The organism is Granulicella sp. L46, assembly GCF_009765785.1.
In the GTDB taxonomy this organism is placed as follows: Bacteria; Acidobacteriota; Terriglobia; order Terriglobales; family Acidobacteriaceae; genus Granulicella.
Genome location: NZ_LMUT01000003.1, coordinates 400,498 through 426,504 on the forward strand (window position 1 = coordinate 400,498; position 26,007 = coordinate 426,504).

Here is a 26,007-nt window from a genome sequence, read left to right on the forward strand (position 1 = left end):
CTTTTCAACCAGTGATCAATTCCCAAATTTGCATCGCCAACCCACCGCGCATACCCTAAGCATCAATGCCTCTGCTCCACCCAACCCGCCCCGACGCCCCGCACCTCGACCGCCTCTATCCCCGTTCCGCAATCCCCGGCGGCAGCTTCGAAGTCCTCGGCACCCAGCTCATGTCTCCCGCGCAGCCCACCGCCGCCGACCCCGAGCTCCCCCAAGCCTTCTTCGGCGAAACCCCTGCGCACCTCGACCTCGCCCGCCCCACACGCGCGGTCATCCGAGTACCCACCGGCGCCATCTCTTCCGACCTCTCCTTCCGCCGCGACGGCCTCGCCAGCAATCTCCTCCACGCCAACATCGGCGTCCCCATGGTCGAAGACCTGCACGTCATCTCCAACCCCGCCGTCGACGCGGAAGGCAATCTCTTCGCCATGGTCTCCGGCCCTCGCGGAGAGCAAGTCCCCGTCTCCATCTTCCGCATCGCCCGCGATCTGCAAGTCACAGCTTTCACCCGCGACATCCTCAACGTCTCCGCGCTCGCCTTCGGTCCAGACGGCAACCTGTACGCCAGCTCCCGCACCGAAGGCACGATCTACCGCATCACCCCCGCCGGCCTCATCTCCACCTTCGCCGAAGGCATGGGCATTGCCACCGGCATAGCCTTCGACCGCGACGGCAACCTCTTCGTTGGCGACCGCTCCGGCACCATCTTCAAGATCATCCCCAGCCACAAAACTCCAGAGCCAGACGTCCCCTTCGCCCTCACCCCCAGCTCTGCCCTCGACCCCCACAACCCCAACCGCTCCGGCGAGATCTTCGTCTTCGCCACCCTCGAACCCTCCACGGCCTTCTACCATCTCTGCTTCCGTCCCGACGGCGTCCTCATGGTCACCACCCCCACCATCAGCTCCCACCAGAACATCTACGCCATCGACCCCCACGGCACCACCACCACCTACTACCGAGGCCTAGGCCGTCCCCAGGGCATGGCCTTCGACGTCGACGGCAACCTCTACGTAGCCGCCTCCCTCCGCGGCCACCGCGGCATCGTCCGCCTCCGCGACACCGCCAATTCCACCACCCCCGAAGCCGAGCTAATCGTAGCCGGCAACGACCTAATCGGCCTCTGCTTCCTCGACGACGGATGCTGCGCCCTTGCCACCAACAGCACCATCTTCCACGCCGACCTAGGCATAGAAGGCCTCCCCCTGATCTAGCCCTACTCCCGTCCCACCCAACCGAAACTCTGCTCAGCCCTCTCTCCGCCCCATCCAAACTCTGTCATCCTGAGCGAAGCAGCTCGCGCTTTTGCGAGCTGCGCAGCCGAAGGATCCCGAAGCCGCACGCATCACCCATACGTCCGACACCTTTCCGCCACCGAACCCCACCCTCGCCGTCCGCGCAGGACCTTAAAAGCTTTAGGGCGAATCCTCTCGCGAGAATTCGCCCTTCCGCCGTCCGAATCTTCGAAGATCTGGTTTCGGCACCAGATCAATCTCCGCTTCCCGTCCTCCCTCCGGTCTGCAGGCAAGCCCGCTGTCCGTTGTTCGTTCGTTCCGCAAATCTTGTGAGCTTCCTCGTCCTCAGCATGTCTCCGGTTGCCCGAAGTGAGTTTCGTCTCCGATCCCTGTCTTCGGTTGCCCGAAGTGGGTCTCTTCGCCGTCCCTCGCTGCCTCTGATTCTTTCTCTCTTCTCTGGAAGATCTCTCTTCCGTTGCTGAGAATCATCACACAAAATCCCGAATCCGCAACACCAAAATTTCTGTGCATATCTCGTCGATTTTGTGCTTAACTTTTCGTCGATTTTGCACTATTTCCTGAGCAAATTCCCGAAAATCTCACTACACACTACTCATTAATACGTAGGCCCAAACGTCACGCCGGCCGGCGCATTCAGCGTCGTCGAGCCGCCTACCAAAAACACCGCCGGCGTAAGCGGACTCGCAGGATTCGTCCGCAACTGTCCCGGCCCATATCCCGCCATCCCATACGGTGCACCCGAGCTCATCACCGCCAGGTCGCCATAGTTATCGAACGCCAGTCCATTTGGCGCCACCAGCGTCGCATTGTTACTCACCGTCGCACTCGCCAGCGTAATATTTGGCGTCGGACTACCCGTCACCGCAAGCTGCGACTTCGCAAACTCCACCACCGTGTTCGGCGCATTCGCGTTACTCGACCACAGGTCCCCATAGCCATCGACCGCCAGCGCCCACGGCGCCTGGATCGATCCCGACCCGTTATCGCTCAGCGTCGATGTCGGTATCAGTGCCGGCACCGTCTGCGCCGCTGTACTCGACGGGTTCACCGCCGGCAGAATCGAAGCGCTGAACCCAACGATCGTGTTCGATCCGTTGTTCGCCACCCAAAGATTCCCGCGGTAGTCGAACGTAATGCCCAGCGGCCCATTGAACCCCGGCGTCGACGTTATCGTCGCCGCCGGAATCGTCGTCGTCCCTGTCGTATTCAATTGCGCAGCCGAGAACACGAACACCGCGTTGCTGCCGTTATCACTCACCCATAGATTCCCTCTCCCATCAAACGTCGCCTGCTGCGGAAACACAAAGCTAGCCGACGAGATCGTCACCGCCGGTGTAGGCGCAGAGTTGCTCGACAGATTCGACAACTGCTTCGCCGTGAACTCATACAGCGCCGGAGCGACCGTCCCGCCAGTCGCTACCGTCCCACCATCAATCACCCAGAGGTCGCCGTAGTAATCGAACACCACTGCCTGCGGCGATGCGAACACGCTCGAGCTGATCGTCCTGCGCGGCGTCGGATCGCTTACCCCGCTCACCTGTTGCGACGGCGAAAACTCCACCACGTTGGTCCCATTCGCCACCCAGAGCGCATTGTTATTGCCGTTCCCGCCACCCCAGTAATAGTAGTAGTTGCCATAACCCCAATAGCAACCCGACAGCCCCACCATAACCGCCATCGCACCCAGCGCAAGCGAAACCCGAAACCTATTCCGCATCCCGCTCTTGCACGCTACCGTCTCACACGCACCACAAAACAACCGCCCGACCAACCCTACCCGTGGCATCATGGCAATCTCCCGAAATCAAATGTCTGAAAGGTGGAGAAACCTCCACGCCCATTGCAGACGTGTTTTCTACAGAAATGTTTCGCTTCCCAGCGCGATATCCAAAACCCTCCCGCCTCCTTGATGCCCCCAATCAAACTCACCCCTCAACTCGAGCTTCCAGTTCCTCCCGAACCTCCCACCAACGCCCCGTCATCTCGACCGAAGCATCACGCTCCTGTCCTTGTGATGCGCAGTGGAGAGATCCCTGCATTGGCGGTTGCTCTTGACCTTGCTCTTGCTCTTGCCTTGCTTTGCTTTTGCCCTCGCCTTTCTTTCTGTCATTCCCTCTGGGAATATGCTTCATCCTTTGCCTGTGCCCTTGCCTTTGCCCTCGCCTTTGCCTTTGCCGTTGCCTTTCTAGCTGTCATTCCGAAGCGCAGCAGAGGAACCCGCTTCTCGCGCGAAGCGCGCCCGTTCTACCGGATTAGCAGGGGGCTTTAGCCCCGGGTTTGACCGCCACACCCAAAATAAATTCATCAAAAACAGCCCAAAATCCGCGTGTCAACCCCCCACCAACCCCCCAATCTCCCAAAACCCGCGCTCCCATTGCCGATTTCTCTCTATCCCGCTTGGCATAGTTACCCTACCCACTTCGCTACAATTGAATAAGGCGAACCATTCCGAAACTCCTCGGGGCCAGCCGCCTCCAAAACCTGACTCCTTCCCCGCTAATTGCAATGGATGCACTACTTTGTCCGTAAAGTCTCTGCAAGGACTACTTTACAGGCAACGGAAGCCATAACCACGGTTGAATCAGTCACATAGGGCGGAAGTCAATGAAATCGATACGTTGCCCTCTAACTCGCCTGCTAGGACTACTTTGCAGGATTAAGGGGTAGGGGGTGGGGGGTAGGGGGTGGGGGGTCCATGGTCGCCAGATATCATCACACTAGCCCATGCCCAGACGCGCAGCGATCGCACGCCAGCCCCGACCGGAAGACGCCGAGCTCTTCCGCCGCCGCGCTGAACTCGCCAGCATTCGCTCAACGCTGGCCGCCCGCGAAGCCGTCCTCGACCACCTCCGCGCCCAGCTCAACAGCTTCGAGGGCCGCTACATTCGCCAGGTCGGCGTCCTCTACATCCAGCTCGACGAGTGGGAAGACCGCATCGCCGAACTCAACAACCCAACCCAACCTCAACCCGAGGCCCTCGAACCAGAACCCGGTCCTGAACCAACACCAACCGACGAACCTGATCCCGCCGCACTCGACCTCAAATCCCTCTTCCGCGAGGTAGCCAAGCGCATCCACCCAGACCGCGCCCGCAGCGCCCACGACGAGCTCCACCGCAACCACCTCATGTCCCAGGCCAACGCCGCCTTCGACCGCAACGACCGCGACCTCCTGCAGCGCATGCTCAACGGCTACGACCCCTCTACCGACACTGGGGACGACCAGCCCGCCGCCGCGCAGCTCGCCCGCCTCACGGAACAAATCGCCCAGACCGAGCAGGACATCCTCACCCTCAACGCTGAAATCGAAGCCCTCGCCGCCTCCGAGATGGCCGACCTCCGCGATCGCACCGCCACCGCCGCGCTCGAAGGCCGAGACCTCCTCGCCGAGCTAGCCGCCCGCGTCAAAGGCAGCATCGGCATCGCCATGCGCCGCTACGAGCTCGAACTCGGCCGCATCCGCCGCAGGCAGCCCGCCTTCAACCCAGAACCTCTCCTCACCGCCGAACGCAGCGGGTCCACAGCCCCACGTGCCGTCAGAAGCAACACCCGTCACAAGAATTAACCGCCGCTCGCGCTACCATCGAACCACATGCTAGCTGAGATCATCGCCGTTGGCTCCGAGATGCTGACCCCGCATCGCCAGGACACCAACTCGCTTTTCCTCACCGCCGGCCTCAACGACCTCGGAGTCACCGTCGCGTTTAAGACCATCGTCGGTGACAACCGGCAACATCTCCGCTCCGCCATCCACACCGCCATCAGGCGCGCCGACATCGTCCTTCTCTCCGGGGGCCTGGGCCCCACCGAAGACGACCTCACCCGCGAGTGCCTCGCCGAAACCCTCAGACTCTCCCTCCACCGCAACGAAGCCGTCCTCGAGTTCCTGCAGAAGCGCTTCGCCGCACGCAACATGGAAATGCCCGCCAACAACGCCAAGCAGGCCGACCAGATCGAAGGCGCCGAAATCCTGCCCAACCTCAACGGCAGCGCGCCCGGCCAATGGCTCGACTTCGCGCACCACGGACATCGCAAGCTCGTTGCCCTGCTTCCCGGGCCGCCCAAGGAGCTGCAGCCTCTCTTCGACAGCGAGTGCAAGCCGCGCCTCGCCGCCGCGCTTCCGCCCTACTATCTCGCTCGCCGCCAACTCCGCATGGCGCTCATTCCCGAGAGCCTCGTCGACGCTCGCACAGCGCCCATCTACAACCAGTTCCCCGACGTCCAGACCACAATCCTCGCCGGCTCCGGCGAGATCCAGCTCCACTTCGTCTGCGTCAAGCACACTCTCGCCGCAGCCGAAGCCCGCGTCGAAGCCGTAGCCGACGCCGTCGCCCGCGAGATGGGCGACGACATCTTCTCCCTCAGTGGAGAATCCCTTGAGGAGGTCGTCCTGCTTATGCTCGGCGTTCGCCGCCGCACCCTCGCCGTCGCCGAGAGCTGCACCGGCGGCTTGCTCGGCCAGCGCCTCACCTCCATCCCCGGCAGCTCGCGCGTCTTCCTCGGCGGCGCCATCGCCTACTCCGACCGCAGCAAGACCGCCCTCGCCGACGTTCCCTCATACCTCATCGACGAGCACGGCGCAGTCTCTGACACCGTTGCCCGCGCCCTCGCCGAAGGCATCCGCCGCCGCACCGGCAGCTCCCTCGCCCTCGGCATCACCGGCATCGCCGGCCCCACAGCTCCCCGCGGCCTCGACGCCAACAAGCCCGTCGGCCTGGTCTACATCGCCCTCACCGACGGCGAAGATACCCAGGTCAAGGAGTTCCTCATTCCCGGAGACCGCGATCGCATCCGCCTCTGGTCCACCCAGCACGCCCTTGAGATGTTACGTCGCTCCCTGCAGTAACCGCCCACTGCTAAACTCAACAGCGATAGATTATGATTCTCTGGCTCATTACCCTGACGACGGCATACCTCCTCGGCTCGATCCCCTTCGGCTACCTCCTCGTCCGCTTCGTCCAACAGGAGGACGTGCGGGACACCGGCAGCGGTAACATCGGCGCCACCAACGTAGCCCGCGCCGGCGGAGCAACCCTGGGCATCTTCACCCTCGTCCTCGACGCGATGAAGGGCTTCATCGCCGCCTTCCTCGCGATGCAGTTCGCGCCCAACACCGTGAACGGCCCGTCGACACTCGCCATAGCCGCTGCGGTAGCCGCCGTCATCGGCCACATCTTTCCCGTCTGGCTCCGCTTCCGAGGCGGCAAAGGCATCGCCACCGCACTCGGCGTCTTTATCGCCCTCGTGCCCATGGTTGCGCTAGCCTCCGTCGGCGTCTTCGCTCTCATTGTCGCGACCACGCGCCTGGTCTCTCTTGGCTCGATCCTCGCGGCGGTCTCCATCCCATTCCTTGCGATCCTGCTTGTGCCCCACCGCTCTCCTGCGCTACTGGTCGGCCTCAGCTTCATCTCCTTGCTCAGCATCATCAAGCACCACGCCAACATCGTTCGCCTGTTACACGGCAAAGAGAGCCGCTTCGGAAGCAGCAAGAATGCTGACTCGACCGACGAGAATTCTGACTCAACGAACAAGAAGGTCAACGCATGAGCCGTATTGCTGTCATCGGCGCCGGTGCCTGGGGAACCGCGCTCACTGTCTCTCTCGCCCGTCGTGGCGGCCACCGACTCACTCTCTGGGCTCACTCGCCAGACCATGCCGCGCACCTCACCGACACCGGCGAGAACACCCGGTACCTTCCCGGTTTCATCCTCCCTGCCGACGTCGAAATCACCCACGACCTGAATCTCGCCATCTCTGGCGCCGACATCATCCTCTGCGTCACACCCTCGCAAGCGCTCCGCTCCATCATGGTGCAGATCGCTCCCGTCCTCACCGCGCGCCAAGTGCTCCTCTCCGCTAGCAAGGGCATCGAGGAGAAGACCTTCCTGCGCATGTCGCAGATCATGTGCGAATACGCTCCCGACAACCCCATCGGCACCCTCGGTGGTCCATCCTTCGCTTACGAAGTCGCGGCCGCCATGCCCACGGCCATCACCCTCGCCGTCGATGACCCCATCCTCGGCAAGACCCTCCAGGACGACTTCAGTTCAGCCTCTCTCCGCACTTATCGCAATGAAGACGTCATAGGCACCGAGCTCGGTGGCGCGCTGAAGAACGTCATTGCCCTCGCCGCCGGCGTCGTCACCGGCCTCGAGCTCGGCAACAACGCGACCTCCGCGCTCATTACCCGCGGCATCGCCGAGATCACGCGGCTCGCCATGGCTTGCGGCGGCCGCCGCGAAACCATGTCCGGCCTCTCCGGCATCGGCGACCTCGTCCTCACCTGCACCGGCGGCCTCTCGCGCAACCGCACCGTAGGCGTCGAGCTCGGCAAAGGTCGCAAGCTCAATGACATCATCGCCGGCCTCAACGGCAAGGTGGCCGAAGGAGTCCTCACCACCACCGCCGCCCTCGGTCTGGCTCGCCGCTACGGTGTTGAAATGCCCATTACCGAGCAGATGGCCGCCATCCTCCATGAAGAAAAAGCCCCCCTCGACGCCATCGGCGACCTGATGTCCCGCCCCGGCCGCACCGAGTAGCCTTCCCCCAACCAAGCCCTGCAACTCTGAAAACGAAATTTCCGATAAGAAGACTTTGCAGGTTGTACAGATCGCGTGTCTCAGACCGGGCTATTACCGCAGCGAAGCGTCTTCTGTACACTCCAGCAGCCAAAAGCCAAGCGCTCTGAACTTAACTGCTGTTAGGTTGTTCCAGTTTGTCTCATCGTCACCGTTACAAGAGATCCGATGTAGGCTTGGGGGAGTTCTGTTTCCAAGCGATCGAGGAGATTTTATGTTGCCAGCCATCAAACGTGCAGTCTATTCCGTAGTGAAACCAGAATGGTATTTCACGTTGGGCGCAATCCGCCAAATCCGAGGGGAATATGAGCCAATCTACCAAAAGTTCTTGGAGATGGTGCCCCGACAGGGAACAATGCTCGATGTTGGAGCAAATATCGGAATCACGTGCGGGATTGCGGGAAAGCGCAGGCCTGACCTTCATCTAATCGCCTTTGAACCTGTTCCCCTGAATATCAAGGTCCTTCAGAGGATACGATCGCTCTATTCGATGAAAACCATGGAGGTGCATCCCGTTGCAGTTGGGGATCATGAAGGGATCGTTACAATCGCAATTCCGAAAATCGACGGCAGAGAAGGGTTAGCGCTCTGCCACGTCGTTTCCGACGAGTTCAACAATCCCGATGTAGAGCGTTATCCGTTTGCCACCGTAGATGTCAGAATTTGCACGTTGGACTCATTCCAATTCGGTCGTGTACATGCAATCAAGATCGATGTGGAAGACCACGAATATCATGTTCTCCAAGGGGCAAGAGCGATGTTGGAGAGATTTCACCCAATTGTGTTCTGCGAGCTATGGGACACGCCCAATCGAGTGAAGTCCATCGATCTAATGAGTTCATTTGGTTACTCAATCGCCTTCAGGGATGAAATGGGCTTTATATTCGTCGCGTCCTAGGTTAGTGGTTTGTGACGCGTATCCAACGACCCACGCAATAGCCTCATCGCGCCGCTTGAATAAGCCGGGCCTTCCAGCTGAAGGCTCATCGCTGACGGACGCCGGACTTTGGGAAGTCAGCAAAATCGATCCTACCGTTGTTTCAGAAAAAACGGCGTTCCTGGAAAACTTCGGCCTATCGCCGTTGTGCCTAACCCGCGTGTACATGCTACCTTCGGGCTACTCCAAAAATCGCTGCATCCCTCGCACTTCGATTCAACGAAGACCAAACCTAACCCAGCCTCGGCAAGCTTACCCTGCTCTCCAAGCTCTCATCTACCCAGGGCCTCGACAACTCCATCCGCTAAACTAGAAGGCGATGGCTTTTTCACTCTTCGGCAAGCGCGAAACCCCAACCCCTGACCCCGAACCACCGGAGCCCTCCGCACCCCGCGGCCTCTTCGACCGCATGAAGCAGGCGGTCACCCGCACCCGCGAGTCGCTCTCCAACTCCATCTCCTCCGTCGTCGCCCTCACCCGCGAAGTCGACGAAGCCTCGCTCGACGATCTCGAACTCGCGCTCCTCGCCTGCGACATCGGTTCCACCACCACCAACGAAATCATCACGCGCCTCCGCGATCGCGCCCTGCGCCACGGCATCTCCGATGGCACCCAGCTCAAGCTCCAGCTCAAGTCCGAGATCCTCCGCATCCTGAACTCCGTCGATGCACCCATCGCACATCCTGCAACCCCGCCCGAAGTCATCATGATGGTCGGCGTCAACGGCACCGGCAAAACCACCACCAGCGGCAAGCTAGCCGCGCTCTATCGCCGCGAAGGCAAGACAGTCCTGCTCTGCGCCGCCGACACCTTCCGCGCCGCCGCCATCGAGCAGCTAGAAGTTTGGGCCCAACGCTCGAACGTCGATCTCATCAAGACGCGCCAGGGCGGCGATCCCTCCGCCGCGCTCTTCGACGCCCTCACCGCCGCCAAAGCCCGCTCCACCGGTATCCTGCTCGTCGACACCGCCGGCCGCCTCCACACCAAGACCGACCTCATGAAGGAGCTCGACAAGATGCGCCGCACCGCCGAGCGCCTCTTGCCCGGCGCCCCTCACCAAACCCTCCTCGTCATCGACGCCACCACGGGCCAAAATGGCCTCCAGCAAGCACGCCTCTTCACCGAGGCCGCCCACGTCACCGGCATCGTCCTCACCAAGCTCGACGGCACCGCCAAGGGCGGCATCGTTGTCGCCATCGCGCATGAATTGGGCCTTCCCGTCCGCTACGCCGGAGTCGGCGAAAAACTTGAAGATATCATCCCCTTCGACCCCACCGTCTTCGTCGACTCCCTCCTCGACTAAATCCTCCGCAAGAAATCGGGTGCCTCCTATCTAGATTCTGAGATGGGGGAGCCAATGCTGGAAGTGACTCCGGCTATCCTGATCCTGTATGTCCTTCACCTCCCAGGACGAGCTCAACCTCACGCGCGCGCTAACCCTCGCGCGTGAAGCCGCAGCCTTCGCCAGCCCCAACCCAACCGTCGGCTCGGTCCTCACCCGCGACGACGTCATCCTCGGCGAAGGCGCGCACTTTTACGACGCGCGTGACCACGCCGAGATCTCAGCCCTCAAGCAAGCCGCGGCTCTCGGTAACAATGTTCACGGCGCGACATCCTACGTCACCCTCGAACCCTGCGCCCACCACGGCCGCACGGGCCCTTGCGCCGACGCTCTGATCGCTGCTGGCATCGCACGCTGCGTCGTCGCCACCGTCGATCCGAACCCCCTCGTTAGCGGCCAGGGCCTTGCCAAACTCCGCGCCGCAAACATTGAAGTTGTCCTCCTCGACCCGGCTCATCCCATCGCCCAGCAAGCTCGCCACCTCAACGACGCCTTTGCCCACTTCATTCAACACCATCACCCCTTCATCACCCTCAAAGCCGCACTCTCAGTCGACGGCAAACTAGCTCCGCCACCCTCCACCCGCACCTCCACCACACCTCACTGGGTCACCGGCACCGCCGCCCGCGCTGACGCGCAACTCCTCCGCCAGGCCTCCGACGCCATCCTCACCGGCATTGGCACCGTCCTCGCCGACAACCCCTCCCTCACTGATCGCACCGGCCTTCCACGTCGCCGCCCGCTCCTCCGCGTCATCCTCGACAGCGCCCTCCGCACTCCTCCGGACTCAGCCCTCGTCCGCAACGCCGCGAGCGAACTCTTGATTCTCTGCTCTGACGACACCACCCAAGCTCCCACCGACCGCGAGTCCGCCCTCCGCGCCCGCACCGCCGAAGTCCTCCGCATCCCCACGATCCACGGGCACCTCGACCTCAACGCTGCACTCAAAGCACTCGCCGAGCGCCACATCCTCAGCGTCCTCGTCGAAGCCGGCAGCACCCTGAACGGCAACCTTCTCCGTGCCAATCTAGTCGACCGCCTCGTCCTCTACTACGCCGAAAGCGAACTCGGCCTCGACGCCCTTCCCTTCGCCACCGGGTTCGATTCCCCGTATGGCCTGCAGCAACGCCTCACCCGCGCCACCCGCGCAACCTTCCCCTCCCATCTAGCCCCTAACGCCGAAGACGTCCGCATCGCCGGCTACCTCCACGACCCTTGGGCCAACATCTCCAACCCCTGATCGCGTTACCCTATACCTATGTTCACCGGCCTCATCGAAACCACCGGCACCGTCCTCTCCCTCACACCAACCGACGGAGCAACGCGCCTCATCCTCGCCGCCCCCGCACTCGCGGGCCGCTGGCGCACTGGAGACAGCATCGCCGTCAACGGCGTCTGCCTAACAGCCATCCCCGTGGATGAACCTACACACTTCGCCGCCGACCTCGCCGGAGAAACCCTCGTCCGCACCACCCTCGGCGCGCTCCCCGCCGGCGCCACCATCAACCTCGAACTCCCCACCCCCGCAGGCTCGCCCCTCGGTGGCCACGTCGTCCAGGGTCACGTCGACGCGACCGGAAAATTCCTCTCCATCGCCCCGCTACACCCCGACCTCGCCACCACCGACTGGCGTCTCACCCTCGAACTCCCCGACCAGCTCACCTCGCAAGTCATCTCACAAGGCTCCATCACCATCGACGGCATCAGTCTCACCGTCGCGCGTGTCGACCTCCCGCGCATCGAAGTCGCCATCATCCCCCACACCTACAAATCCACCAACCTCCACACCCTCACCCCCGGCTCTCCCGTCAACATAGAGACCGACGTCCTCGCCAAGTACGCCGCCGCCCAGCGCACCCACTCCGAGGAAGACTGGCTCACGCCCGCCTACTTACTTGCCAACGGCTACTGAGCAACCGCCGTCACACCTCCGCGATCTCATCCTGCATCACGCTCATCTCGCTCGCAGCGTGCGTATTTCCCGTCCGCTCACACGCCGCTAGGCCTTCCTTCAACCGCGCCCGCGCCTCGTCAAACTTCCCCGCCTTCACCAGCGTCTGTGCCGACATCTGGTACGCCGGCACATAGTCCGGGTTGTACTCCGTCGTGGTCGCAAACTCCCTCAGCGCCTCGTCGGTCTTCCCCTCGGACGCATAGGCCATCGCCAGTCCATACCGCGCAAACGCATCCTTCGGATTCTGCTGCAAAATCTCGCTCAACATCCCAATCTTGTCCATGCCTCTAGGATGCTGCACGTCCACTCCGGATGCAAACCGCAGCAATTACAATGAAAGAATGTCCGATTGCACGAATTCGAGTACCGTCTGCGCCTCCCAATCTGAACGCAGCGAGATCATCTTTCCCGCCGACAGCAACGCCCTCGGCAACCTCTTCGGAGGTCGGCTCATGCAGTTCATGGATCTCGTCGGCGCCATGGCCGCCAGCCGCCACGCGCGCTCCTTTGTCGTCACTGCCTCCATGGATCACCTCGATTTCGTCGCGCCCGTCCGCGTCGGCGATCTCCTCATCCTCAAGTCCAGCGTGAACCGTGCCTTCCACACCTCCATGGAAATCGGCGTCAAGGCGATGGTCGAAGACGTCCGCGAGCAGAAACTCCGCCACGTCTCCTCCGCCTACCTCACCTTCGTCGCCGTCGACTCCAGCGGCAGCCGCATCGAAGTCCCCCAAGTCGTCCCCGAAACCGAACACCAGATCCGTCGCTACGAAGATGCCGGCCGCCGCCGCGAGATGCGCTCCGGCGAAACCCAGCGCAAAAAAGAACTCCGCGCCATCCTCGCCCCCGAGTGGCATCTCTAACCACGCTGAACCCTGGGCCCTGAACCCTGGACCCTGCACTTGAAAGGCTCCCCATGTCTCACCAGCACGCAGCAGCACCGCAAGGCCCCCAACGCCTACCCGGCATCCAGCACATCGTAGCCATCGGCTCCGGCAAAGGCGGTGTCGGCAAGACCACTGTCGCCGTCAATCTCGCCGTCTCGCTGGCCAAACTCGGTCACCGCGTCGGCCTAATCGACGCCGACATTTACGGCCCCAACGTCCCGACCATGCTCGGTTCCACGCGCCAGCCCAGCATCGTCGCCGACAATCTCATGGAGCCCATTACCGCGCACGGCGTCAAGTTCATCTCCATCGGCCTCATCTCGCCCGGCGACAAGCCCATGGTGATGCGCGGCCCCATGCTCCACCAGATCATCCGCCAGTTCCTCCAGCAGGTAGCCTGGGGAGAGCTCGACTACCTCCTCATCGACCTCCCTCCCGGCACCGGCGACGTCGTCATCTCGCTCGTCCAGACCGTTCCTCTCACCGGCGCGCTAGTCGTCAGCACAGGTTCGTCCGTAGCGTTACAAGACGCCCGCAAGGCCCTCGAAATGTTCCACCAGGTCAACGTCGAAGTCCTCGGCCTCGTCGAAAACATGTCGCAGATGACCCTCCCCGACGGCACCGTCCTCGACGTCTTCGGAGCCGGCGCCACCCAGCAGACCGCCAAGCAATACAACCTGCCCTTCCTCGGCTCTGTCGATCTCGACCCCCAGGTCCGCACCGGAGGCGACAGCGGCCTTCCCGCCGCCCTCGCCGGCGACGCCACCCCACGCGGCCGCGAATTCCTCGCCATCGCCGAAAAAGTAGTCGCCCGCACCCAGGAGCTCGCCGCCAAATCAGAGGACGTACTCGAGATCAGCTAACACGGCATCTACCACTTCCGATGATGCAGAAACCAGCGCTCGCTTGACGACCCGCGTAAAATCAATCCAGTGGCCCGCCTCATCACAACCCGTCAGCGCGAGATCCTCACCGCCATCATCGAGAGCTACATCTCGACCGGCGAGCCCGTCAGCTCGGGCACCCTCGCGCAATCGGCCTTCGCCAACGCCATGAGCTCCGCCACCATCCGCAACGAGATGGCCGAACTCGCCGACGCGGGCCTGCTCGAACAGCCACACACCTCCGCCGGCCGCATCCCTTCCGCCGAAGCCTTCCGCCTCTATGTCGGCCAACTCACCAGCGCCCCCGCAACACTTCCTAACCTCTCGCGCACCGACCTGCAGACACACATCGACACCAGCTTCGCCGGCATCGCCGGAGCCTCCGCCCTCCTCGAACGAACCTCCCACGTACTCGCCGCGCTCTCCAGCGGCGTTGGCCTCGCCATCGGTGCAGCAGCGTCCACTGACCTGCTCGAGCACATCCACTTCAGCCGCCTCACCCAGCGCCGCGTGCTCGCCGTCGTTGTAACGCGCAGCGGCATGGTTCGCGACCGCGTCCTCGCCCTCGACCACGACCTCTCCTCCGTCCAACTGGAAACTGCCGCCAACTTTCTCAATCAACACTTCCGCGGCTGGAACATCGACCGCGTCCGCAACGAACTCGCCCGCCGCGTCGACCACGAGCGCACCGTCTACCAACAACTTTCCGATGCAATCGACCTCTGGACCCGCACCGTCCCCGCCGACGCCGTCCAGCAACAATCCGTGTACATCGATGGCGTCGTCAATCTCATCGGACTTCCAGCCGACCGCGATCGCCTGCGCGCCATGCTCTCCGCACTCGAAGAAAAGCAGCGCCTCATCGAGCTCCTCAACGCCTACATCGACACCTCCGAGCAGTCGGTCCGCGTCATCTTCGACCTTGAGCAGCAGGACCCCGGCATGGCAGGCCTCGTCCTTATCGCAGCTCCAGTTCAGGTCTCCGGAGACTCTGCCGTAGCCATCCTCGGCCCCAAGCGCATGAACTATGAGAGCGCCATCAACGCCGTGAGCTACATCGCCCAGCTTCTGCATCGAATAGATACTGGCGAAGTTGCCCCCACCTCCCCTTAACGGACAGGATCAACCCATGCCCCCGACAAAAGATCGCTTCCCCCGCTGGCCGCGAAACTCCCATAGCAAAAAGGAAGATTCTATGAGCACCGAACAGATCGAACAGAACGACCAGACCGAAAATGCACACGCCGACATCGAAGCCGGCACCGAAAGTCAGGGGTCTAGCACCGACGTCGAGCAGTTGCGCAACGAGCGCGACCAGCTCGCCCTGCAACTCACGCAAGCGCAGGACCGCCTCGCCCGCCTCCAAGCCGAGTTCGACAACACACGCAAGCGCGAAGCCAAAGAGCGCCAGGACGTTCGCGACTACGCCATCCAGTCCGCCGTCGAACCCTTCCTCGGCGTGCTCGACAATTTCTCTCTCGCCCTCAAAGCCGACGGCGACGTAGACCAGCTCCGCACCGGCGTGCAACTCATTGTCAAACAGATGGATGACGCTCTCCGCGGCCTCAATGTCCAGCCTGTAGAGTCGGTGGGCTCGCAATTCGACCCGCGAATCCACGAGGCGCTGGGCAGCATCGAAACCCTGGAGCATCCAGACCACCAAGTCCTCGAAGAGATTCGCCGCGGCTATAAACTCCGTGACAAGCTTCTTCGCCCTGCCCTGGTTCGTATCGCCAGTAACTCCGCACAAAAGAGTGAGTAACCAAGGTCTCAACGGATTAACAGCCTGCTTTAGTCCGCGGAAAACATTCAAGTCGCAAGTAGGGCTTTAGCCCTGGAACACAGCGGGGAAACACTGCCCGCATCTACTAGGAATCAGGAATGCCCACAGCCACGATGAAGACCGACTACTACGAGATCCTGAGTATCGAACGCACCGCCTCCGACGGCGAAATCAAGACCGCGTATCGCAAACTCGCCATGCAGTTCCACCCCGACCGCAATCCGAATAATCCCGAAGCCGAGGAGAAGTTCAAGGAGTGCAGCGAGGCCTACCAGATTCTCTCCGATCCCGACAAGCGCGCCGCCTATGACCGCTACGGCCACGCCGGTGTTAACGGCGCCAGCGGCTTTGGTGGCGGCAGCCCCTTCCAGGGCGGCGACCTCAACGACATCTTCGGCGACCTCTTCGGCGAGATGTTCAACATGGGCGGCGGCAACCGCCGCGCCACCCGTCAGCAGCGCGGCCGCGACCTCAAGTTCGACATGAAGCTCGAATTCGAAGAGGCCGTCTTCGGCGTAGAGCGCGAAATCACCATCCGTCGCGCCGAGGCCTGCGAAGACTGCCGCGGCACCGGCTCCGCCGCCGGCAAGCAGCCCGAGACCTGCCAGCAATGCGGCGGCCGCGGCCAGATCCGCTCGCAACAAGGCTTCTTCTCCGTCGCCCGCACCTGCCCCATCTGCAGCGGCACCGGCTCCGTCATCCGCACGCCCTGCACCACCTGCAAGGGCGACTCCCGCGTTACGCGCGAACACAAAATCCTCGTCAAGGTTCCAGCCGGCGTCGAGACCGACACCCGCATCCGCTACTCCGGCGAAGGCGAGGCTGGCCGCTTCGGTGGTCCCGCCGGCGACTTCTACGTCGTCCTCGACGTCAAGGCCCACAAGTTCTTCGAGCGCGATGGCGACGACCTCCACTGCGTCATCCCCATCAGCTTCCCGCAAGCCGCTCTCGGCACCGACCTCGAGCTCGAAACCCTCGACGGCGTCGAAACCATCAAGGTTCCCGAAGGCACGCAAAGCGGTCGCGAGATCAAACTGCGCGGCAAGGGCGTCCCCCACCTAAACTCCCACGGCAAGGGCGACCTCATCGTCGAAGTCCGCGTGCAGACTCCCTCCAAGCTCACCAGGCAACAGAAGGAGCTCCTCAAGCAACTCTCCGAAACCATCTCCATCGAAAACACCCCAGCCTCGCGCGGCATCTTCAGCAAGGTCAAGGAGATGTTCAGCTAATCAGATCTCACCACCCACACGACAGCGGCCGAGCCCTCGGTCGCTGTTCCTTTTACCCAGCCACGACACCGGGTGCCCCATTCATCGCGGCCTCATCGCGACACGAGTGAGCCGCCACGTCAGCTCGCATTACAGCATCGCCCCACAAACGGCCAGCCCCGCAATCGCTGCCGTCTCCGCCCGCAGAATCCTCGGCCCCAGCGTCACATGCTTCCACCCATTCTCACTGAACAACCCCATCTCCTCTGCCGTCCATCCACCCTCCGGCCCAATCGCCAATGCGACGCCCGCTAACTCGCTGACTCGCTGACTCGCTAACTCGCTCCAAAGAGAGTTCTCCTGCTCCGTCTCCGCCAGCAACAACTTCGTCTCTGCGCTCACCATCCCCAACGCCATCTTCACCATCACCGGATCATCCACCTCCGGCACATCGCTCCTTCGCGACTGCTGTGCCGCTTCACGCACAATCCTTCGCCACCGCTCCACACGCTTCGCCGCCGCTTGCGCCAGGTGCTTCTCCGTCCTTCGCGCAATCACCGGAGTAATCCGAGCCACACCCAACTCCGTCGCCTTCTCAATCCCCCACTCCATGTGGTCGAACTTAAACACCGCCATCAGCAGATGCACCGGCAACGCGCTCTCTGCTTCTAACTCTTCATGCAGCGTGAACACCACCTCATGCTCGGTAGCCGACACAACTTCCGCCCGGTGCAAAAACCCGTCCGCAACTACATCGAACACCTGCCCCGGCTGCGCCCGCAACACCCGCGCAAGATGCGCCGCCTGCTCCCCCTTCAACGATGCAGTTGTCTCTGTCCACGTATCGGCAATCCATCTTCGTCTCGTCATGCAATCAGCATACTGTTTCTGCCATGCGCGCGAAACACCGATGAACACTGGCGATTAAACACCTCAGGGAACGCGTTGATCGCGTTCCCTGAGTGTGTTGCCATTGCTTTGATGCTTTGCCTTGGTTGCGTTTGCCTGCGCTCCCAATCGATGTCGAACATCGACGCTGTTTCATCCATATGAAGCAGCTAACGAAGGTATAGTTTTCTCTCGTCAAAGAGTCAAGAAAAAAACGACATTTGTGCATCGATTTTTTTTGTTCGCTTTCTTCCCCTTGGCGAACGTCGCATCACGTTTTACAACGACCCTCCCTCCTGATCGACACAAACGCAAGCAAGTTTCTCGCGCTGCGAATCACCAACACACGAATCGCAACACAACGCTCGATAGTCTCGCGATGGAAAATTCTTTCCATCGCGCAAGTGTTCATCAGTCCACACGCACCACGCACACCGCATAACGCTTCATCCATTCCAAGTCCTGCTGCCGCGTCTGCATACGATAGGCCGCGCATCGTATACTTCGATGTTCCCGCGGCGACTCTTTCTATCGCCGCAAAGCTTATCCAGCATTGGAATCAACGGAGATCTCATGCGTGAAGTCGTCATCGTCAGTGCAGCCCGGACCCCCGTCGGCAAGTTCCTCGGCGCGCTCTCCCATCTCTCCGCGGTCGAGCTAGGATCCATCGCGGTCCGCGCTGCCGTCGAACGCGCATCCATCAACGCCGCAGACGTCACCGAGTGCATCATGGGCTGTGTTCTTCCCGCCGGCCTCGGTCAAAATCCCGCGCGCCAGGCAGCCCTGCGCGGCGGTCTCGCCGACACCGTCGCCGCCCTCACCATCAACATGGTCTGCGGCTCCGGTCTCAAGGCCGTCGGCCTCGCCGCCCAGGCCATCGCCCTCGGCGACTCCGAGATCGCCGTCGCCGGTGGCATGGAGTCCATGTCCAATGCGCCCTATCTTCTTCCCACTGCGCGTAAAGGATTTCGCATGGGCAACGCGCAGGCCATCGACTCCATGGTCAACGACGGCCTCTGGTGTGCCTGCGACGATCAGCACATGGGGATGACCGGCGAACTCGTCGCCGAAAAACACTCCATCACCCGCGAGCAGCAGGATGAATATGCGCTCAACTCCCACCGCAAAGCCGCCGCCGCACAACAGGCTGGCCGCTTCGACGCTGAAATTATCCCCATCCCCCTCACCACAAAAAAAGGCGCACCCCCCACCCTCTTCACCCACGACGAAAGCGTTCGCGCCGACACCTCACTCGAAGCCCTCGCCGCCCTCAAGCCCGCCTTCAAGAAAGACGGCACCGTCACCGCCGGCAACGCGCCCGGTGTCAACGACGCCGCTGCCGCCGTCGTCCTCATGTCCGCCGAACGCGCCCGCGATCTCCACCTCAAGCCGCTCGCAACCATCCGTGCCCAGGCCACCAGTGGCGTCGCTCCCCGCTGGGTCATGCTCGCTCCCGTCACCGGCGTGCAGAAAGTTCTCGCCCGCGCCGGTTGGTCCCTCAATGACGTCAACCTCTTCGAACTCAACGAAGCCTTCGCTGTTCAGGCCCTCGGCGTCACCAAGGAACTCGGCCTCTCTCTCGACCGAGTCAACGTCAACGGCGGTGCCGTCGCCATCGGTCATCCCATCGGAGCCAGCGGCGCCCGCATCCTCGTCACGCTGCTCTATGAGATGCAGCGTCGCGATGCGCACAAGGGCGTCGCCGCACTCTGCCTCGGCGGAGGCAACTCCGTCGCCATGGCTCTCGAACGCTAACCCACCCCCGGACCCCGCCGCGCACTCACCGCAGCGTCGTCTCGTCCTTCGACCGCGCCAGCGACATCAGCCACCCCATCAATATCAACGCGCCAATGTATAGATACGATTGCAAAATATTCCACCCGCGCACATCCCAAAGATAGTTGAACGCCGGGAGAAAATTCAGACACAGAAATACCGCCACCCCCAGCACCCACGGTTTCTGCTCCATCCAGCAAGCGTGCGCAAACCATGCCCACGCCGCAATCCCCACCACAATTCCGTAATGATGCTCCCACGCCATCGGGCTCGCCGCCACCGACGCAATCCCCATCGCTGCAATATCCGCAGTCGACCCACGCAGCTTCCTCCATGGATACAAAAGCACCAACCCCACCAGCACCACCGACGTCACCACCGTCACCCGATACACCCACGCAATCACCGGCGTGTACACATACGGCGTGTACTCAATATTCTCGCCATTAAAAATCATGCGATTGATCGTGCCGAACATCGACTGGTTCGCATAATGCGACTGCGCTTTATGACTCAACCCCGCCAGTACGCCAATGTAATCCAGATTGTTGTGCCACCCAAACACCGCCACCGACGCAACCATCAACACCGCACCGCATGCCAGGAACGCCCACGCCGCTCCCCACCGCTTGCGCACCAGCATCCATATCAGCAGCAAAATAAACTGCGGCTTCACCGCCGTCAAGATCGCCGCAACCACGCCCGCCCATCGCTCCCGCCCCGTCGTCCAAAGCAGCAGCATCACCGTAAATCCGAACGACAAAAACGTCTGCGCGTTGCCCAGCGAATATCCTTTGATCAGCGGATAGCATCCGAGCGTCGCGAGCACGACTGCGATTGCGGACATCCAAGTCAATTCCGCGCCGCGCCGCCGCAGCAGCCACCGCCCCATCACCAGCGACACCGCCGCAACGCCCCACACCGCCAGGAACGATAGCACCGCCAACGTGCGCAGCATCCACAGATCGCTCATCCCCACCTTGCGCATCACCACCAGCGGCAACTCACTCGCCAGCGAATAAATCAGCGTGTCATACAGCTTCGCGTCATAGATAGGCAGCGTTGGATGCGCCTTAAAATAATCTAGAGACTTCATCATCGGAAGCCACGAATCCGTCCACTGCCGCACATGAAAAAATTGTCGCAAGTCGGGCACGATGCTGCCGGGATTTCCCAGATGCAGCTCGCGGCAAACGGCCCATTGCAAAATATTCGCCGTCAACAAACTTACCAATACAAAGATCAGCAGCCGCCGGTCGTGCGAACGCGCCCCTGAGCTCTGCGATTCCAACGAAGCCATAAGCTCCAGTCTATCAAGCACCTTCTGTCTTCACCGTCGCACAACCTATGATCTAGTAATGGCTCACCAGAACCGAGCGACTTTGCCGAACACCGACCGCTTCACCGGCCGCGCCGAAACCTACGACCGTTTCCGCTTACGTTATCCATCCGACACAATTCTTGCCCTGCTTCGCACCTGGACCGGCCTACAACCCGACTGGCTCATCGGAGACATCGGCGCCGGCACCGGCATGTTCTCCGAAGTCTTCCTCGCCAACGGCAACCCTGTCATCGCCATCGAACCCAACGATGAGATGCGTTCCCTCTGCAAGCAACTCCTCCCCACCTGGCCCCTCCTCGAAGTCCATAGCGCCATAGCCGAAGCCACCGGGCTCCTCGACGCTTCCGTCGACATGGTTGCCGCCGGCCGCGCCTTTCATTGGTTCGATATCCCGCGCGCGCTGACGGAATTCCGCCGCGTCCTCAAGCCCGATGGCTGGTTAGTCCTCGTCTCACTAGGCCGCGACAAAGGTGAAGACCCGCAGTCACGCGACTTCGAACACTTGCTAACCCATCACGGCATCGATGACCACTACGCTCGCGCCAGCTTCCGCGTCCACGAAAATCTTCACGAGTTCTTCGCCGCCGACCACCACCACTTCGAGATCGACGGACAACAGCAGCTCAATTGGGAAACATTTCTAGGCCAGACGATGTCCCTCTCCATCGTCCCCCAACCCGGCCACCCTCGCTCCGAAGACTTCCACCGCCTCCTGCGCGACTACTTCAACACCCACGCCTCCAACGGCATCCTCACCGCACCCACCAAATGCTGGATCGACGCCGGCCGCCTCAGCACTCAATAATATTCAGCGCCAACCCCGCCAGACTCGTCTCCTTATACCGCGACTGCATATCCATCCCCGTCCGGTACATCGTCTCAATCACCTGATCCAGCGACACCTTATGCACGCCCTGGTCATTCATCGCCAGCCGCGCCGCATTCACCGCCTTCACCGCGCCCATCCCATTCCTCTCGATGCAAGGAATCTGCACCAACCCTCCAATCGGATCGCAGGTCATCCCAAGGTTATGCTCCATCGCAATCTCAGCGGCACCCTCGACCGCAGCATTGTCTCCGCCCAGCGCCGCCACTAACCCACCCGCAGCCATCGAGCACGCCACACCCACCTCGCCCTGGCATCCCACTTCCGCGCCCGAGATGCTCGCATTCTCTTTGTACAAAATCCCAATCGCCGCCGCGGTCAAAAAATACCGCAGCAGCCCCGCCTCGCGTTCCGCATCCGAAATCTCGCTAGCTGCGTGGTGAACATAGTAATACGCAATCGCCGGAATCACTCCCGCCGCACCATTCGTAGGAGCCGTCACCACCCGCCCCCCCGCGGCATTCTCCTCATTCACCGCCATCGCCACCAACGTCACAGAATCCAACGGAGCCAGCGGATCTCTCGTCTTCCCATCCGCCTCCATCTTCGCCAATCGTCGCGCCAACCCCGGAGCCCGACGCCGCACATTCAATCCTCCCGGCAGCGTTCCTTCGGTCGCGATCCCGCGCTCAATGCAATCCGACATCGCCTGCCACAACGTAAAAATCGCAGCCTTCACCCGACCCTCGCCCGTCAGCAACGCCTCCATTTGCGTCATCTTATTCCCTGGCCGCAGCGGCGACACAATCCGATCGATCCGTCGCACAATCGTCGGGTCAGCGAGCAACGCCACCTCATTCGCCAACACCATCTCGGCAATCGAAAGCCCGCGCGCCTCTCCCAGCTTTAACAACTCGTCCCCACTCGAAAACATGTAGGGCACATCGCGCTTCTTCGCGCCGCCATCTGCAGACGCAAACTCCTCCGCCGACAGAATGAATCCGCCGCCCACCGAGTAGTACACCTGCGCAAACAAAGCCTTGCCACCCTTATCCAGCAACGTAAACCGCATCCCATTCGGATGCGTCACCACGCCAGCATCTGGATACATCTGCTCTCGATGAAATCTCAAATCCGCCGCCGGATCGAACCGCACTGCATGCTCGCCCAACAACTTCAACTCACCCGTAGCGCGCAGCCTCTCAATGCGCCCATCAATCGCATCCAGGTCCACCGTGTCAGGCGACTCCTCCAGCAGCCCCATCATTACCGCCCGGTCTGTCCCATGCCCAATCCCGGTCAGCGCCAGTGACCCATACAAGTCGACCGTGATCGCCGCGCCAAACTCCCCCCTCGCCGCCAGCTCCCGCACAAACCGCAGCGAGGCCCGCATCGGTCCCACTGTATGCGAACTCGAAGGCCCAATCCCAATCTTGAACAGCTCAAACAAACTCGTATGCATCGTCCACCCAGCCTGACATCCCGATTGTAGTCGTCACGCTTTCTTCCCCGCAGCCACCCGTTTTTTCCCCACACTCTTCTTCACAGCCTGCTCCGCCAGAACAGTATGAAACGCAGTCGACAGCGCACCCGCCAGCACACTTTCCGGCGCATCCGCGCGCACCAGCGTCCCCCTCCGTCCCCATCCCCCTGGTGCGGCAGAGAAATACTCCGGAGCCTCCGCAAGAAACATCGCCTGCTGCTCCACACTCAGCTTCAGCGTACCCAACCCTTTCTGCCCATAGGCAAGCGTCGCAAAGATCTTCCCATTGATCCGAAAATCCGGCGCACCCATATGCGACGACTCCACTGCTCCCGGCATCGCAAGCGCCAGCCGCCGATACGCACTTACATCATGCAAAACCTCCTCGCTCTCCGCGCCCGCTCGTATCTTCATGCGTCCTCCATCACCGCAATCATTCTAAGACCGGTGCTACACTGACCGCATTCCTGCCTCAAGGATTCACCAGGCATGCTCTTCAAGGCTCGCAGCGCCGCCGTTTACGGCATCGACGCACACATCATCGACGTGGAAGTCGACTTCTCCGGCATCAAAACCCAGGAAGAAACCTTCGCCACCGTCGGCCTCCCCGACGCCGCTGTCCGCGAGTCGCGCGACCGCGTCCGCTCGGCCATCAAAAACTCCGGCTTCGACCTCCCTCCCACCCGCATCACCATCAACCTCGCCCCCGCCGACCTCAAGAAAGAAGGTTCCGGCTTCGATCTCCCCATCGCCATCGGCATCCTCGGTGCCTACGGCGCGCTCTCCATCAAAGACATCTCCGACTTCGTCCTCGTCGGCGAACTAGGCCTCGACGGCTCCCTCCGCGCCGTCCAGGGCATGCTGCCCATCGCCATCGCCGCCCGCGCCGCCGGCATCCACAATCTCGTCATCCCCGCCGCCAACGCGCGCGAAGCCGCCGTTGTCTCCGGAGTCAACGTCTACCCCGTCACCTCGCTCCTCGAAGTCCGCGAGCTGCTCAACTCCGCCGCTAACGGCAACATCTTCGCCCAGCCCCTCGTCGTCGACACCACCATCCTCCTCAACGAAGCCGTCGAGTATCAAGCCGACTTCCGCGACGTCCGCGGCCAGCACGTAGCCAAGCGCGCCCTCGAAGTCGCCGCCGCCGGTGGCCACAACATCCTCATGATCGGCCCGCCTGGCTCCGGCAAAACCATGCTCGCCAAGCGCCTCCCGTCGATCCTCACACCGCTGCGTTTCGAAGAAGCCCTCGAAACCACCAAGATCCACTCCGTAGCCGGCATCCTCAACCGCGACGAAGGCCTCGTCACCCACCGCCCCTTCCGCTCCCCCCACCACACCGTATCCGATGCCGGCCTCATCGGCGGTGGCATGATCCCGCGCCCCGGCGAAGTCTCTCTCGCGCACAACGGCCTCCTCTTCCTCGACGAGCTCCCCGAGTTCCCCCGCAACGTCCTCGAAGTCCTACGCCAGCCCCTCGAGGACGGTATGGTCACCATCTCCCGCGCCGCCATGTCCCTCTCCTTCCCGGCGCGCTTCATGCTAGCCGCCGCCATGAACCCCTGCCCTTGCGGCTACTTCAACGACAAGTCCCGCGAATGCATGTGCACCCCGCCCATGATCCAGCGCTACGTCAGCAAAGTCAGTGGCCCCCTCCTCGATCGCATCGACATCCACATCGAAGTCCCCGCGGTCCAATATAAAGAGCTCCGCAGCAACACTCCCGCTGAAGGCTCCGCCCAGATCCGCGCCCGCGTCCTCGCCGCTCGTGAGCTCCAGCACGCCCGGTTCTTGGAAACCCCCATTCGCACCAAGGGCTCCTCGCGCGCCCCCAGCCGCGCCATCTTTGCCAACGCCCAGATGTCCACCCAACAAATTCGCACCTTCTGCGAGCTCTCCACCGACGCCGAGCGCCTCCTCGAACGTGCCATGCAGCAACAGGGCCTCAGCGCCCGCGCCCACGACCGCATCCTCAAGGTCGCCCGCACCATCGCCGACCTCGAAGCCGCCCCTTCCATCACCGTCCCCCACATCGCCGAGGCCATCCAATACCGCACTCTCGACCGCAGTTACTGGTCCTGAATAACCGTTGAGAATTCCCAAAGCCGAACATAATCCCATTTTCGGTAACAATTTCACCGCGTGTCCCAAAAAAAGGATTGACCCGGTACCACGCACGCAGTATCGTTCAAGTTGTAGTAAATCAGGGCCTGCTGTTCCCCTTCGAGAGCGAAAATGTTCCATTTTCCTGCTCGATTTACGGGTTCGGCCAGCGTCAATCCGCATATTCCTCCCAAATGTGGTGTTTCCCGTCGTTGTGAGGAATTTCGCGGTCTCCCGGACGTGGAGCGCCCTTGCATCAGCCGGCTAAGTCATTGTGCGGCAAGAACTTCCAGCAGGCTGAGTCCTGCGCCACTTTTGATGCGCCATTTGTCCTCGTGCGCGCGTCTAATCAATAACCCCGGTTTGCTTTCGCGTCACTGCCCAGCAAGCCACGAAGCATCCGACCACCGGACGCCCGGAGCTTCGCATACCCCAGGAGACTCATTCCATGCGCTCAGATTTGATCTTTGGTGCTCTCACGCACGTGAATAACCGATATAAGCTCTGTCAACTTGCCTCCAAAGCAACGCGCAAGCTGCACAAGCCCAATACCCGCCTGCAGGACACCACGAATGAGGTTCTAGATCGCTTCAAGGACACGGTTCCAATGGACCTGACAGTCGAAGACGGCGTTCCCGCGCCGGAGCGCCGCGCCGCATAATCTTTGCCGTCGCGCGGCTCTGGTCGCGTGACGGTAGTTTTCCTCACCCCGTTCTGATACGCTGTACCGAATCCAACATCTCACTCCGCAACAGGCATAT

At 61.8% G+C, this 26,007-nt stretch carries 25 protein-coding genes; 19 read left to right on the forward strand and 6 right to left on the reverse strand.

Annotated features, from left to right (window positions below; genetic code table 11):
• The first annotated feature begins 65 nt into the window (after positions 1-65).
• Complete coding sequence (locus GSQ80_RS02630) at positions 66-1,214, forward strand: gluconolaconase (RefSeq protein ID WP_158785948.1); 1,149 nt, start codon at positions 66-68, stop codon at positions 1,212-1,214.
• A 637-nt stretch (positions 1,215-1,851) separates the two neighbouring features.
• Here the strand turns inward: GSQ80_RS02630 and GSQ80_RS02635 are convergent.
• Positions 1,852-2,973, reverse strand: a complete 1,122-nt coding sequence (locus GSQ80_RS02635) for a hypothetical protein (RefSeq protein ID WP_158785949.1) — start codon at positions 2,971-2,973, stop codon at positions 1,852-1,854.
• 321 nt (positions 2,974-3,294) lie between these two features.
• Here GSQ80_RS02635 and GSQ80_RS02640 point away from each other — a divergent pair, with 321 nt between their 5' ends.
• From GSQ80_RS02640 to GSQ80_RS02680, 9 genes are all read left to right on the forward strand, one after another.
• Positions 3,295-3,525, forward strand: coding sequence for a hypothetical protein (locus tag GSQ80_RS02640; protein ID WP_158785950.1), 231 nt, complete (start codon positions 3,295-3,297; stop codon positions 3,523-3,525).
• A 455-nt stretch (positions 3,526-3,980) separates the two neighbouring features.
• Positions 3,981-4,820 (forward strand): hypothetical protein, encoded by an 840-nt coding sequence (locus tag GSQ80_RS02645; RefSeq protein WP_158785951.1) that lies wholly within the window; start codon positions 3,981-3,983, stop codon positions 4,818-4,820.
• Positions 4,821-4,847: 27 nt separating this feature from the next.
• Complete coding sequence (locus tag GSQ80_RS02650; protein WP_158785952.1) at positions 4,848-6,101, forward strand: competence/damage-inducible protein A; 1,254 nt, start codon at positions 4,848-4,850, stop codon at positions 6,099-6,101.
• A gap of 32 nt (positions 6,102-6,133) precedes the next feature.
• On the forward strand, positions 6,134-6,802 hold the full coding sequence (gene plsY / locus GSQ80_RS02655) for a glycerol-3-phosphate 1-O-acyltransferase PlsY (RefSeq protein ID WP_158785953.1): 669 nt from the start codon (positions 6,134-6,136) through the stop codon (positions 6,800-6,802).
• On the forward strand, positions 6,799-7,794 hold the full coding sequence (locus GSQ80_RS02660) for an NAD(P)H-dependent glycerol-3-phosphate dehydrogenase (RefSeq protein ID WP_158785954.1): 996 nt from the start codon (positions 6,799-6,801) through the stop codon (positions 7,792-7,794). Before plsY ends, GSQ80_RS02660 begins: the two co-directional genes overlap by 4 nt.
• A 253-nt stretch (positions 7,795-8,047) precedes the next feature.
• On the forward strand, positions 8,048-8,731 hold the full coding sequence (locus GSQ80_RS02665) for an FkbM family methyltransferase (RefSeq protein WP_158785955.1): 684 nt from the start codon (positions 8,048-8,050) through the stop codon (positions 8,729-8,731).
• A gap of 358 nt (positions 8,732-9,089) precedes the next feature.
• Positions 9,090-10,073 (forward strand): signal recognition particle-docking protein FtsY, encoded by a 984-nt coding sequence (ftsY, locus tag GSQ80_RS02670; RefSeq protein WP_158785956.1) that lies wholly within the window; start codon positions 9,090-9,092, stop codon positions 10,071-10,073.
• An 88-nt stretch (positions 10,074-10,161) separates the two neighbouring features.
• Positions 10,162-11,352: a bifunctional diaminohydroxyphosphoribosylaminopyrimidine deaminase/5-amino-6-(5-phosphoribosylamino)uracil reductase RibD gene (gene ribD, locus GSQ80_RS02675; RefSeq protein WP_158785957.1), complete on the forward strand. Its 1,191-nt coding sequence runs from the start codon at positions 10,162-10,164 to the stop codon at positions 11,350-11,352.
• Between the two features lie 18 nt (positions 11,353-11,370).
• A complete protein-coding gene (locus tag GSQ80_RS02680) occupies positions 11,371-12,024 on the forward strand; it encodes a riboflavin synthase (RefSeq protein WP_158785958.1) in 654 nt (217 codons plus the stop codon).
• Between the two features lie 10 nt (positions 12,025-12,034).
• Here GSQ80_RS02680 and GSQ80_RS02685 read toward each other — a convergent pair whose 3' ends face one another.
• Positions 12,035-12,367 (reverse strand): tetratricopeptide repeat protein, encoded by a 333-nt coding sequence (locus tag GSQ80_RS02685; protein WP_371315674.1) that lies wholly within the window; start codon positions 12,365-12,367, stop codon positions 12,035-12,037.
• A 40-nt stretch (positions 12,368-12,407) separates the two neighbouring features.
• Between GSQ80_RS02685 and GSQ80_RS02690 the strand changes: the two genes are divergently transcribed.
• From GSQ80_RS02690 to dnaJ, 5 genes are all read left to right on the forward strand, one after another.
• Positions 12,408-12,929, forward strand: a complete 522-nt coding sequence (locus GSQ80_RS02690) for an acyl-CoA thioesterase (protein WP_158785959.1) — start codon at positions 12,408-12,410, stop codon at positions 12,927-12,929.
• A 53-nt stretch (positions 12,930-12,982) separates the two neighbouring features.
• Positions 12,983-13,816 carry an Mrp/NBP35 family ATP-binding protein gene (locus GSQ80_RS02695; protein ID WP_158785960.1) on the forward strand — a complete coding sequence of 278 codons (834 nt, stop codon included), beginning with the start codon at positions 12,983-12,985 and terminating at the stop codon, positions 13,814-13,816.
• A gap of 69 nt (positions 13,817-13,885) precedes the next feature.
• Complete coding sequence (hrcA, locus tag GSQ80_RS02700) at positions 13,886-14,950, forward strand: heat-inducible transcriptional repressor HrcA (RefSeq protein ID WP_158785961.1); 1,065 nt, start codon at positions 13,886-13,888, stop codon at positions 14,948-14,950.
• Between the two features lie 82 nt (positions 14,951-15,032).
• Positions 15,033-15,599 carry a nucleotide exchange factor GrpE gene (locus GSQ80_RS02705; RefSeq protein WP_158785962.1) on the forward strand — a complete coding sequence of 189 codons (567 nt, stop codon included), beginning with the start codon at positions 15,033-15,035 and terminating at the stop codon, positions 15,597-15,599.
• A 119-nt stretch (positions 15,600-15,718) separates the two neighbouring features.
• Positions 15,719-16,849: a molecular chaperone DnaJ gene (gene dnaJ, locus GSQ80_RS02710; protein WP_158785963.1), complete on the forward strand. Its 1,131-nt coding sequence runs from the start codon at positions 15,719-15,721 to the stop codon at positions 16,847-16,849.
• 129 nt (positions 16,850-16,978) lie between these two features.
• Here the strand turns inward: dnaJ and GSQ80_RS02715 are convergent, their stop codons facing one another.
• Positions 16,979-17,698: a 16S rRNA (uracil(1498)-N(3))-methyltransferase gene (locus GSQ80_RS02715; RefSeq protein ID WP_158785964.1), complete on the reverse strand. Its 720-nt coding sequence runs from the start codon at positions 17,696-17,698 to the stop codon at positions 16,979-16,981.
• Between the two features lie 591 nt (positions 17,699-18,289).
• On the opposite strand from GSQ80_RS02715, the gene GSQ80_RS02720 reads away from it, so the two are divergent.
• Positions 18,290-19,471 (forward strand): acetyl-CoA C-acetyltransferase, encoded by a 1,182-nt coding sequence (locus tag GSQ80_RS02720; protein WP_158785965.1) that lies wholly within the window; start codon positions 18,290-18,292, stop codon positions 19,469-19,471.
• A 25-nt stretch (positions 19,472-19,496) separates the two neighbouring features.
• Here GSQ80_RS02720 and GSQ80_RS02725 read toward each other — a convergent pair whose 3' ends face one another.
• Positions 19,497-20,792, reverse strand: coding sequence for a glycosyltransferase family 87 protein (locus GSQ80_RS02725; RefSeq protein ID WP_158785966.1), 1,296 nt, complete (start codon positions 20,790-20,792; stop codon positions 19,497-19,499).
• Between the two features lie 58 nt (positions 20,793-20,850).
• Between GSQ80_RS02725 and GSQ80_RS02730 the strand changes: the two genes are divergently transcribed.
• Positions 20,851-21,639: a class I SAM-dependent methyltransferase gene (locus GSQ80_RS02730; RefSeq protein WP_158785967.1), complete on the forward strand. Its 789-nt coding sequence runs from the start codon at positions 20,851-20,853 to the stop codon at positions 21,637-21,639.
• Here the strand turns inward: GSQ80_RS02730 and GSQ80_RS02735 are convergent.
• The gene (locus tag GSQ80_RS02735; protein ID WP_158785968.1) at positions 21,626-23,122 is read right to left on the reverse strand and encodes an L-serine ammonia-lyase; all 1,497 of its coding nucleotides are present in this window, start codon (positions 23,120-23,122) and stop codon (positions 21,626-21,628) included. The genes GSQ80_RS02730 and GSQ80_RS02735 overlap by 14 nt on opposite strands.
• Positions 23,123-23,155: 33 nt before the next feature.
• Positions 23,156-23,557 carry an MmcQ/YjbR family DNA-binding protein gene (locus GSQ80_RS02740; RefSeq protein WP_158785969.1) on the reverse strand — a complete coding sequence of 134 codons (402 nt, stop codon included), beginning with the start codon at positions 23,555-23,557 and terminating at the stop codon, positions 23,156-23,158.
• Between the two features lie 75 nt (positions 23,558-23,632).
• Here GSQ80_RS02740 and GSQ80_RS02745 point away from each other — a divergent pair, with 75 nt between their 5' ends.
• Together GSQ80_RS02745 and GSQ80_RS02750 are read left to right on the forward strand one after the other, a co-directional pair.
• Complete coding sequence (locus tag GSQ80_RS02745; RefSeq protein WP_158785970.1) at positions 23,633-25,225, forward strand: YifB family Mg chelatase-like AAA ATPase; 1,593 nt, start codon at positions 23,633-23,635, stop codon at positions 25,223-25,225.
• Positions 25,226-25,694: 469 nt separating this feature from the next.
• Positions 25,695-25,907, forward strand: coding sequence for a DNA-directed RNA polymerase subunit omega (locus tag GSQ80_RS02750; RefSeq protein WP_158785971.1), 213 nt, complete (start codon positions 25,695-25,697; stop codon positions 25,905-25,907).
• Positions 25,908-26,007 lie beyond the last annotated feature (100 nt).

What these genes read in the sequence shown, in the direction of transcription:
- GSQ80_RS02650 (WP_158785952.1), top strand. Translation starts at nt 4,848, where the DNA reads ATGCTAGCTGAGATCATCGCCGTTGGCTCCGAGATGCTGACCCCGCAT.
- plsY (WP_158785953.1), top strand. Translation starts at nt 6,134, where the DNA reads ATGATTCTCTGGCTCATTACCCTGACGACGGCATACCTCCTCGGCTCG.
- ftsY (WP_158785956.1), top strand. Translation starts at nt 9,090, where the DNA reads ATGGCTTTTTCACTCTTCGGCAAGCGCGAAACCCCAACCCCTGACCCC.
- dnaJ (WP_158785963.1), top strand. Translation starts at nt 15,719, where the DNA reads ATGCCCACAGCCACGATGAAGACCGACTACTACGAGATCCTGAGTATC.
- GSQ80_RS02630 (WP_158785948.1), top strand. Translation starts at nt 66, where the DNA reads ATGCCTCTGCTCCACCCAACCCGCCCCGACGCCCCGCACCTCGACCGC.
- GSQ80_RS02665 (WP_158785955.1), top strand. Translation starts at nt 8,048, where the DNA reads ATGTTGCCAGCCATCAAACGTGCAGTCTATTCCGTAGTGAAACCAGAA.
- GSQ80_RS02720 (WP_158785965.1), top strand. Translation starts at nt 18,290, where the DNA reads ATGCGTGAAGTCGTCATCGTCAGTGCAGCCCGGACCCCCGTCGGCAAG.
- GSQ80_RS02725 (WP_158785966.1), bottom strand. Translation starts at nt 20,792, where the DNA reads ATGGCTTCGTTGGAATCGCAGAGCTCAGGGGCGCGTTCGCACGACCGG.
- GSQ80_RS02680 (WP_158785958.1), top strand. Translation starts at nt 11,371, where the DNA reads ATGTTCACCGGCCTCATCGAAACCACCGGCACCGTCCTCTCCCTCACA.
- GSQ80_RS02750 (WP_158785971.1), top strand. Translation starts at nt 25,695, where the DNA reads ATGCGCTCAGATTTGATCTTTGGTGCTCTCACGCACGTGAATAACCGA.
- GSQ80_RS02705 (WP_158785962.1), top strand. Translation starts at nt 15,033, where the DNA reads ATGAGCACCGAACAGATCGAACAGAACGACCAGACCGAAAATGCACAC.
- GSQ80_RS02695 (WP_158785960.1), top strand. Translation starts at nt 12,983, where the DNA reads ATGTCTCACCAGCACGCAGCAGCACCGCAAGGCCCCCAACGCCTACCC.
- GSQ80_RS02730 (WP_158785967.1), top strand. Translation starts at nt 20,851, where the DNA reads ATGGCTCACCAGAACCGAGCGACTTTGCCGAACACCGACCGCTTCACC.
- GSQ80_RS02735 (WP_158785968.1), bottom strand. Translation starts at nt 23,122, where the DNA reads ATGCATACGAGTTTGTTTGAGCTGTTCAAGATTGGGATTGGGCCTTCG.
- ribD (WP_158785957.1), top strand. Translation starts at nt 10,162, where the DNA reads ATGTCCTTCACCTCCCAGGACGAGCTCAACCTCACGCGCGCGCTAACC.
- GSQ80_RS02740 (WP_158785969.1), bottom strand. Translation starts at nt 23,557, where the DNA reads ATGAAGATACGAGCGGGCGCGGAGAGCGAGGAGGTTTTGCATGATGTA.
- GSQ80_RS02715 (WP_158785964.1), bottom strand. Translation starts at nt 17,698, where the DNA reads ATGACGAGACGAAGATGGATTGCCGATACGTGGACAGAGACAACTGCA.
- GSQ80_RS02660 (WP_158785954.1), top strand. Translation starts at nt 6,799, where the DNA reads ATGAGCCGTATTGCTGTCATCGGCGCCGGTGCCTGGGGAACCGCGCTC.
- GSQ80_RS02745 (WP_158785970.1), top strand. Translation starts at nt 23,633, where the DNA reads ATGCTCTTCAAGGCTCGCAGCGCCGCCGTTTACGGCATCGACGCACAC.
- GSQ80_RS02690 (WP_158785959.1), top strand. Translation starts at nt 12,408, where the DNA reads ATGTCCGATTGCACGAATTCGAGTACCGTCTGCGCCTCCCAATCTGAA.
- GSQ80_RS02635 (WP_158785949.1), bottom strand. Translation starts at nt 2,973, where the DNA reads ATGCGGAATAGGTTTCGGGTTTCGCTTGCGCTGGGTGCGATGGCGGTT.
- GSQ80_RS02645 (WP_158785951.1), top strand. Translation starts at nt 3,981, where the DNA reads ATGCCCAGACGCGCAGCGATCGCACGCCAGCCCCGACCGGAAGACGCC.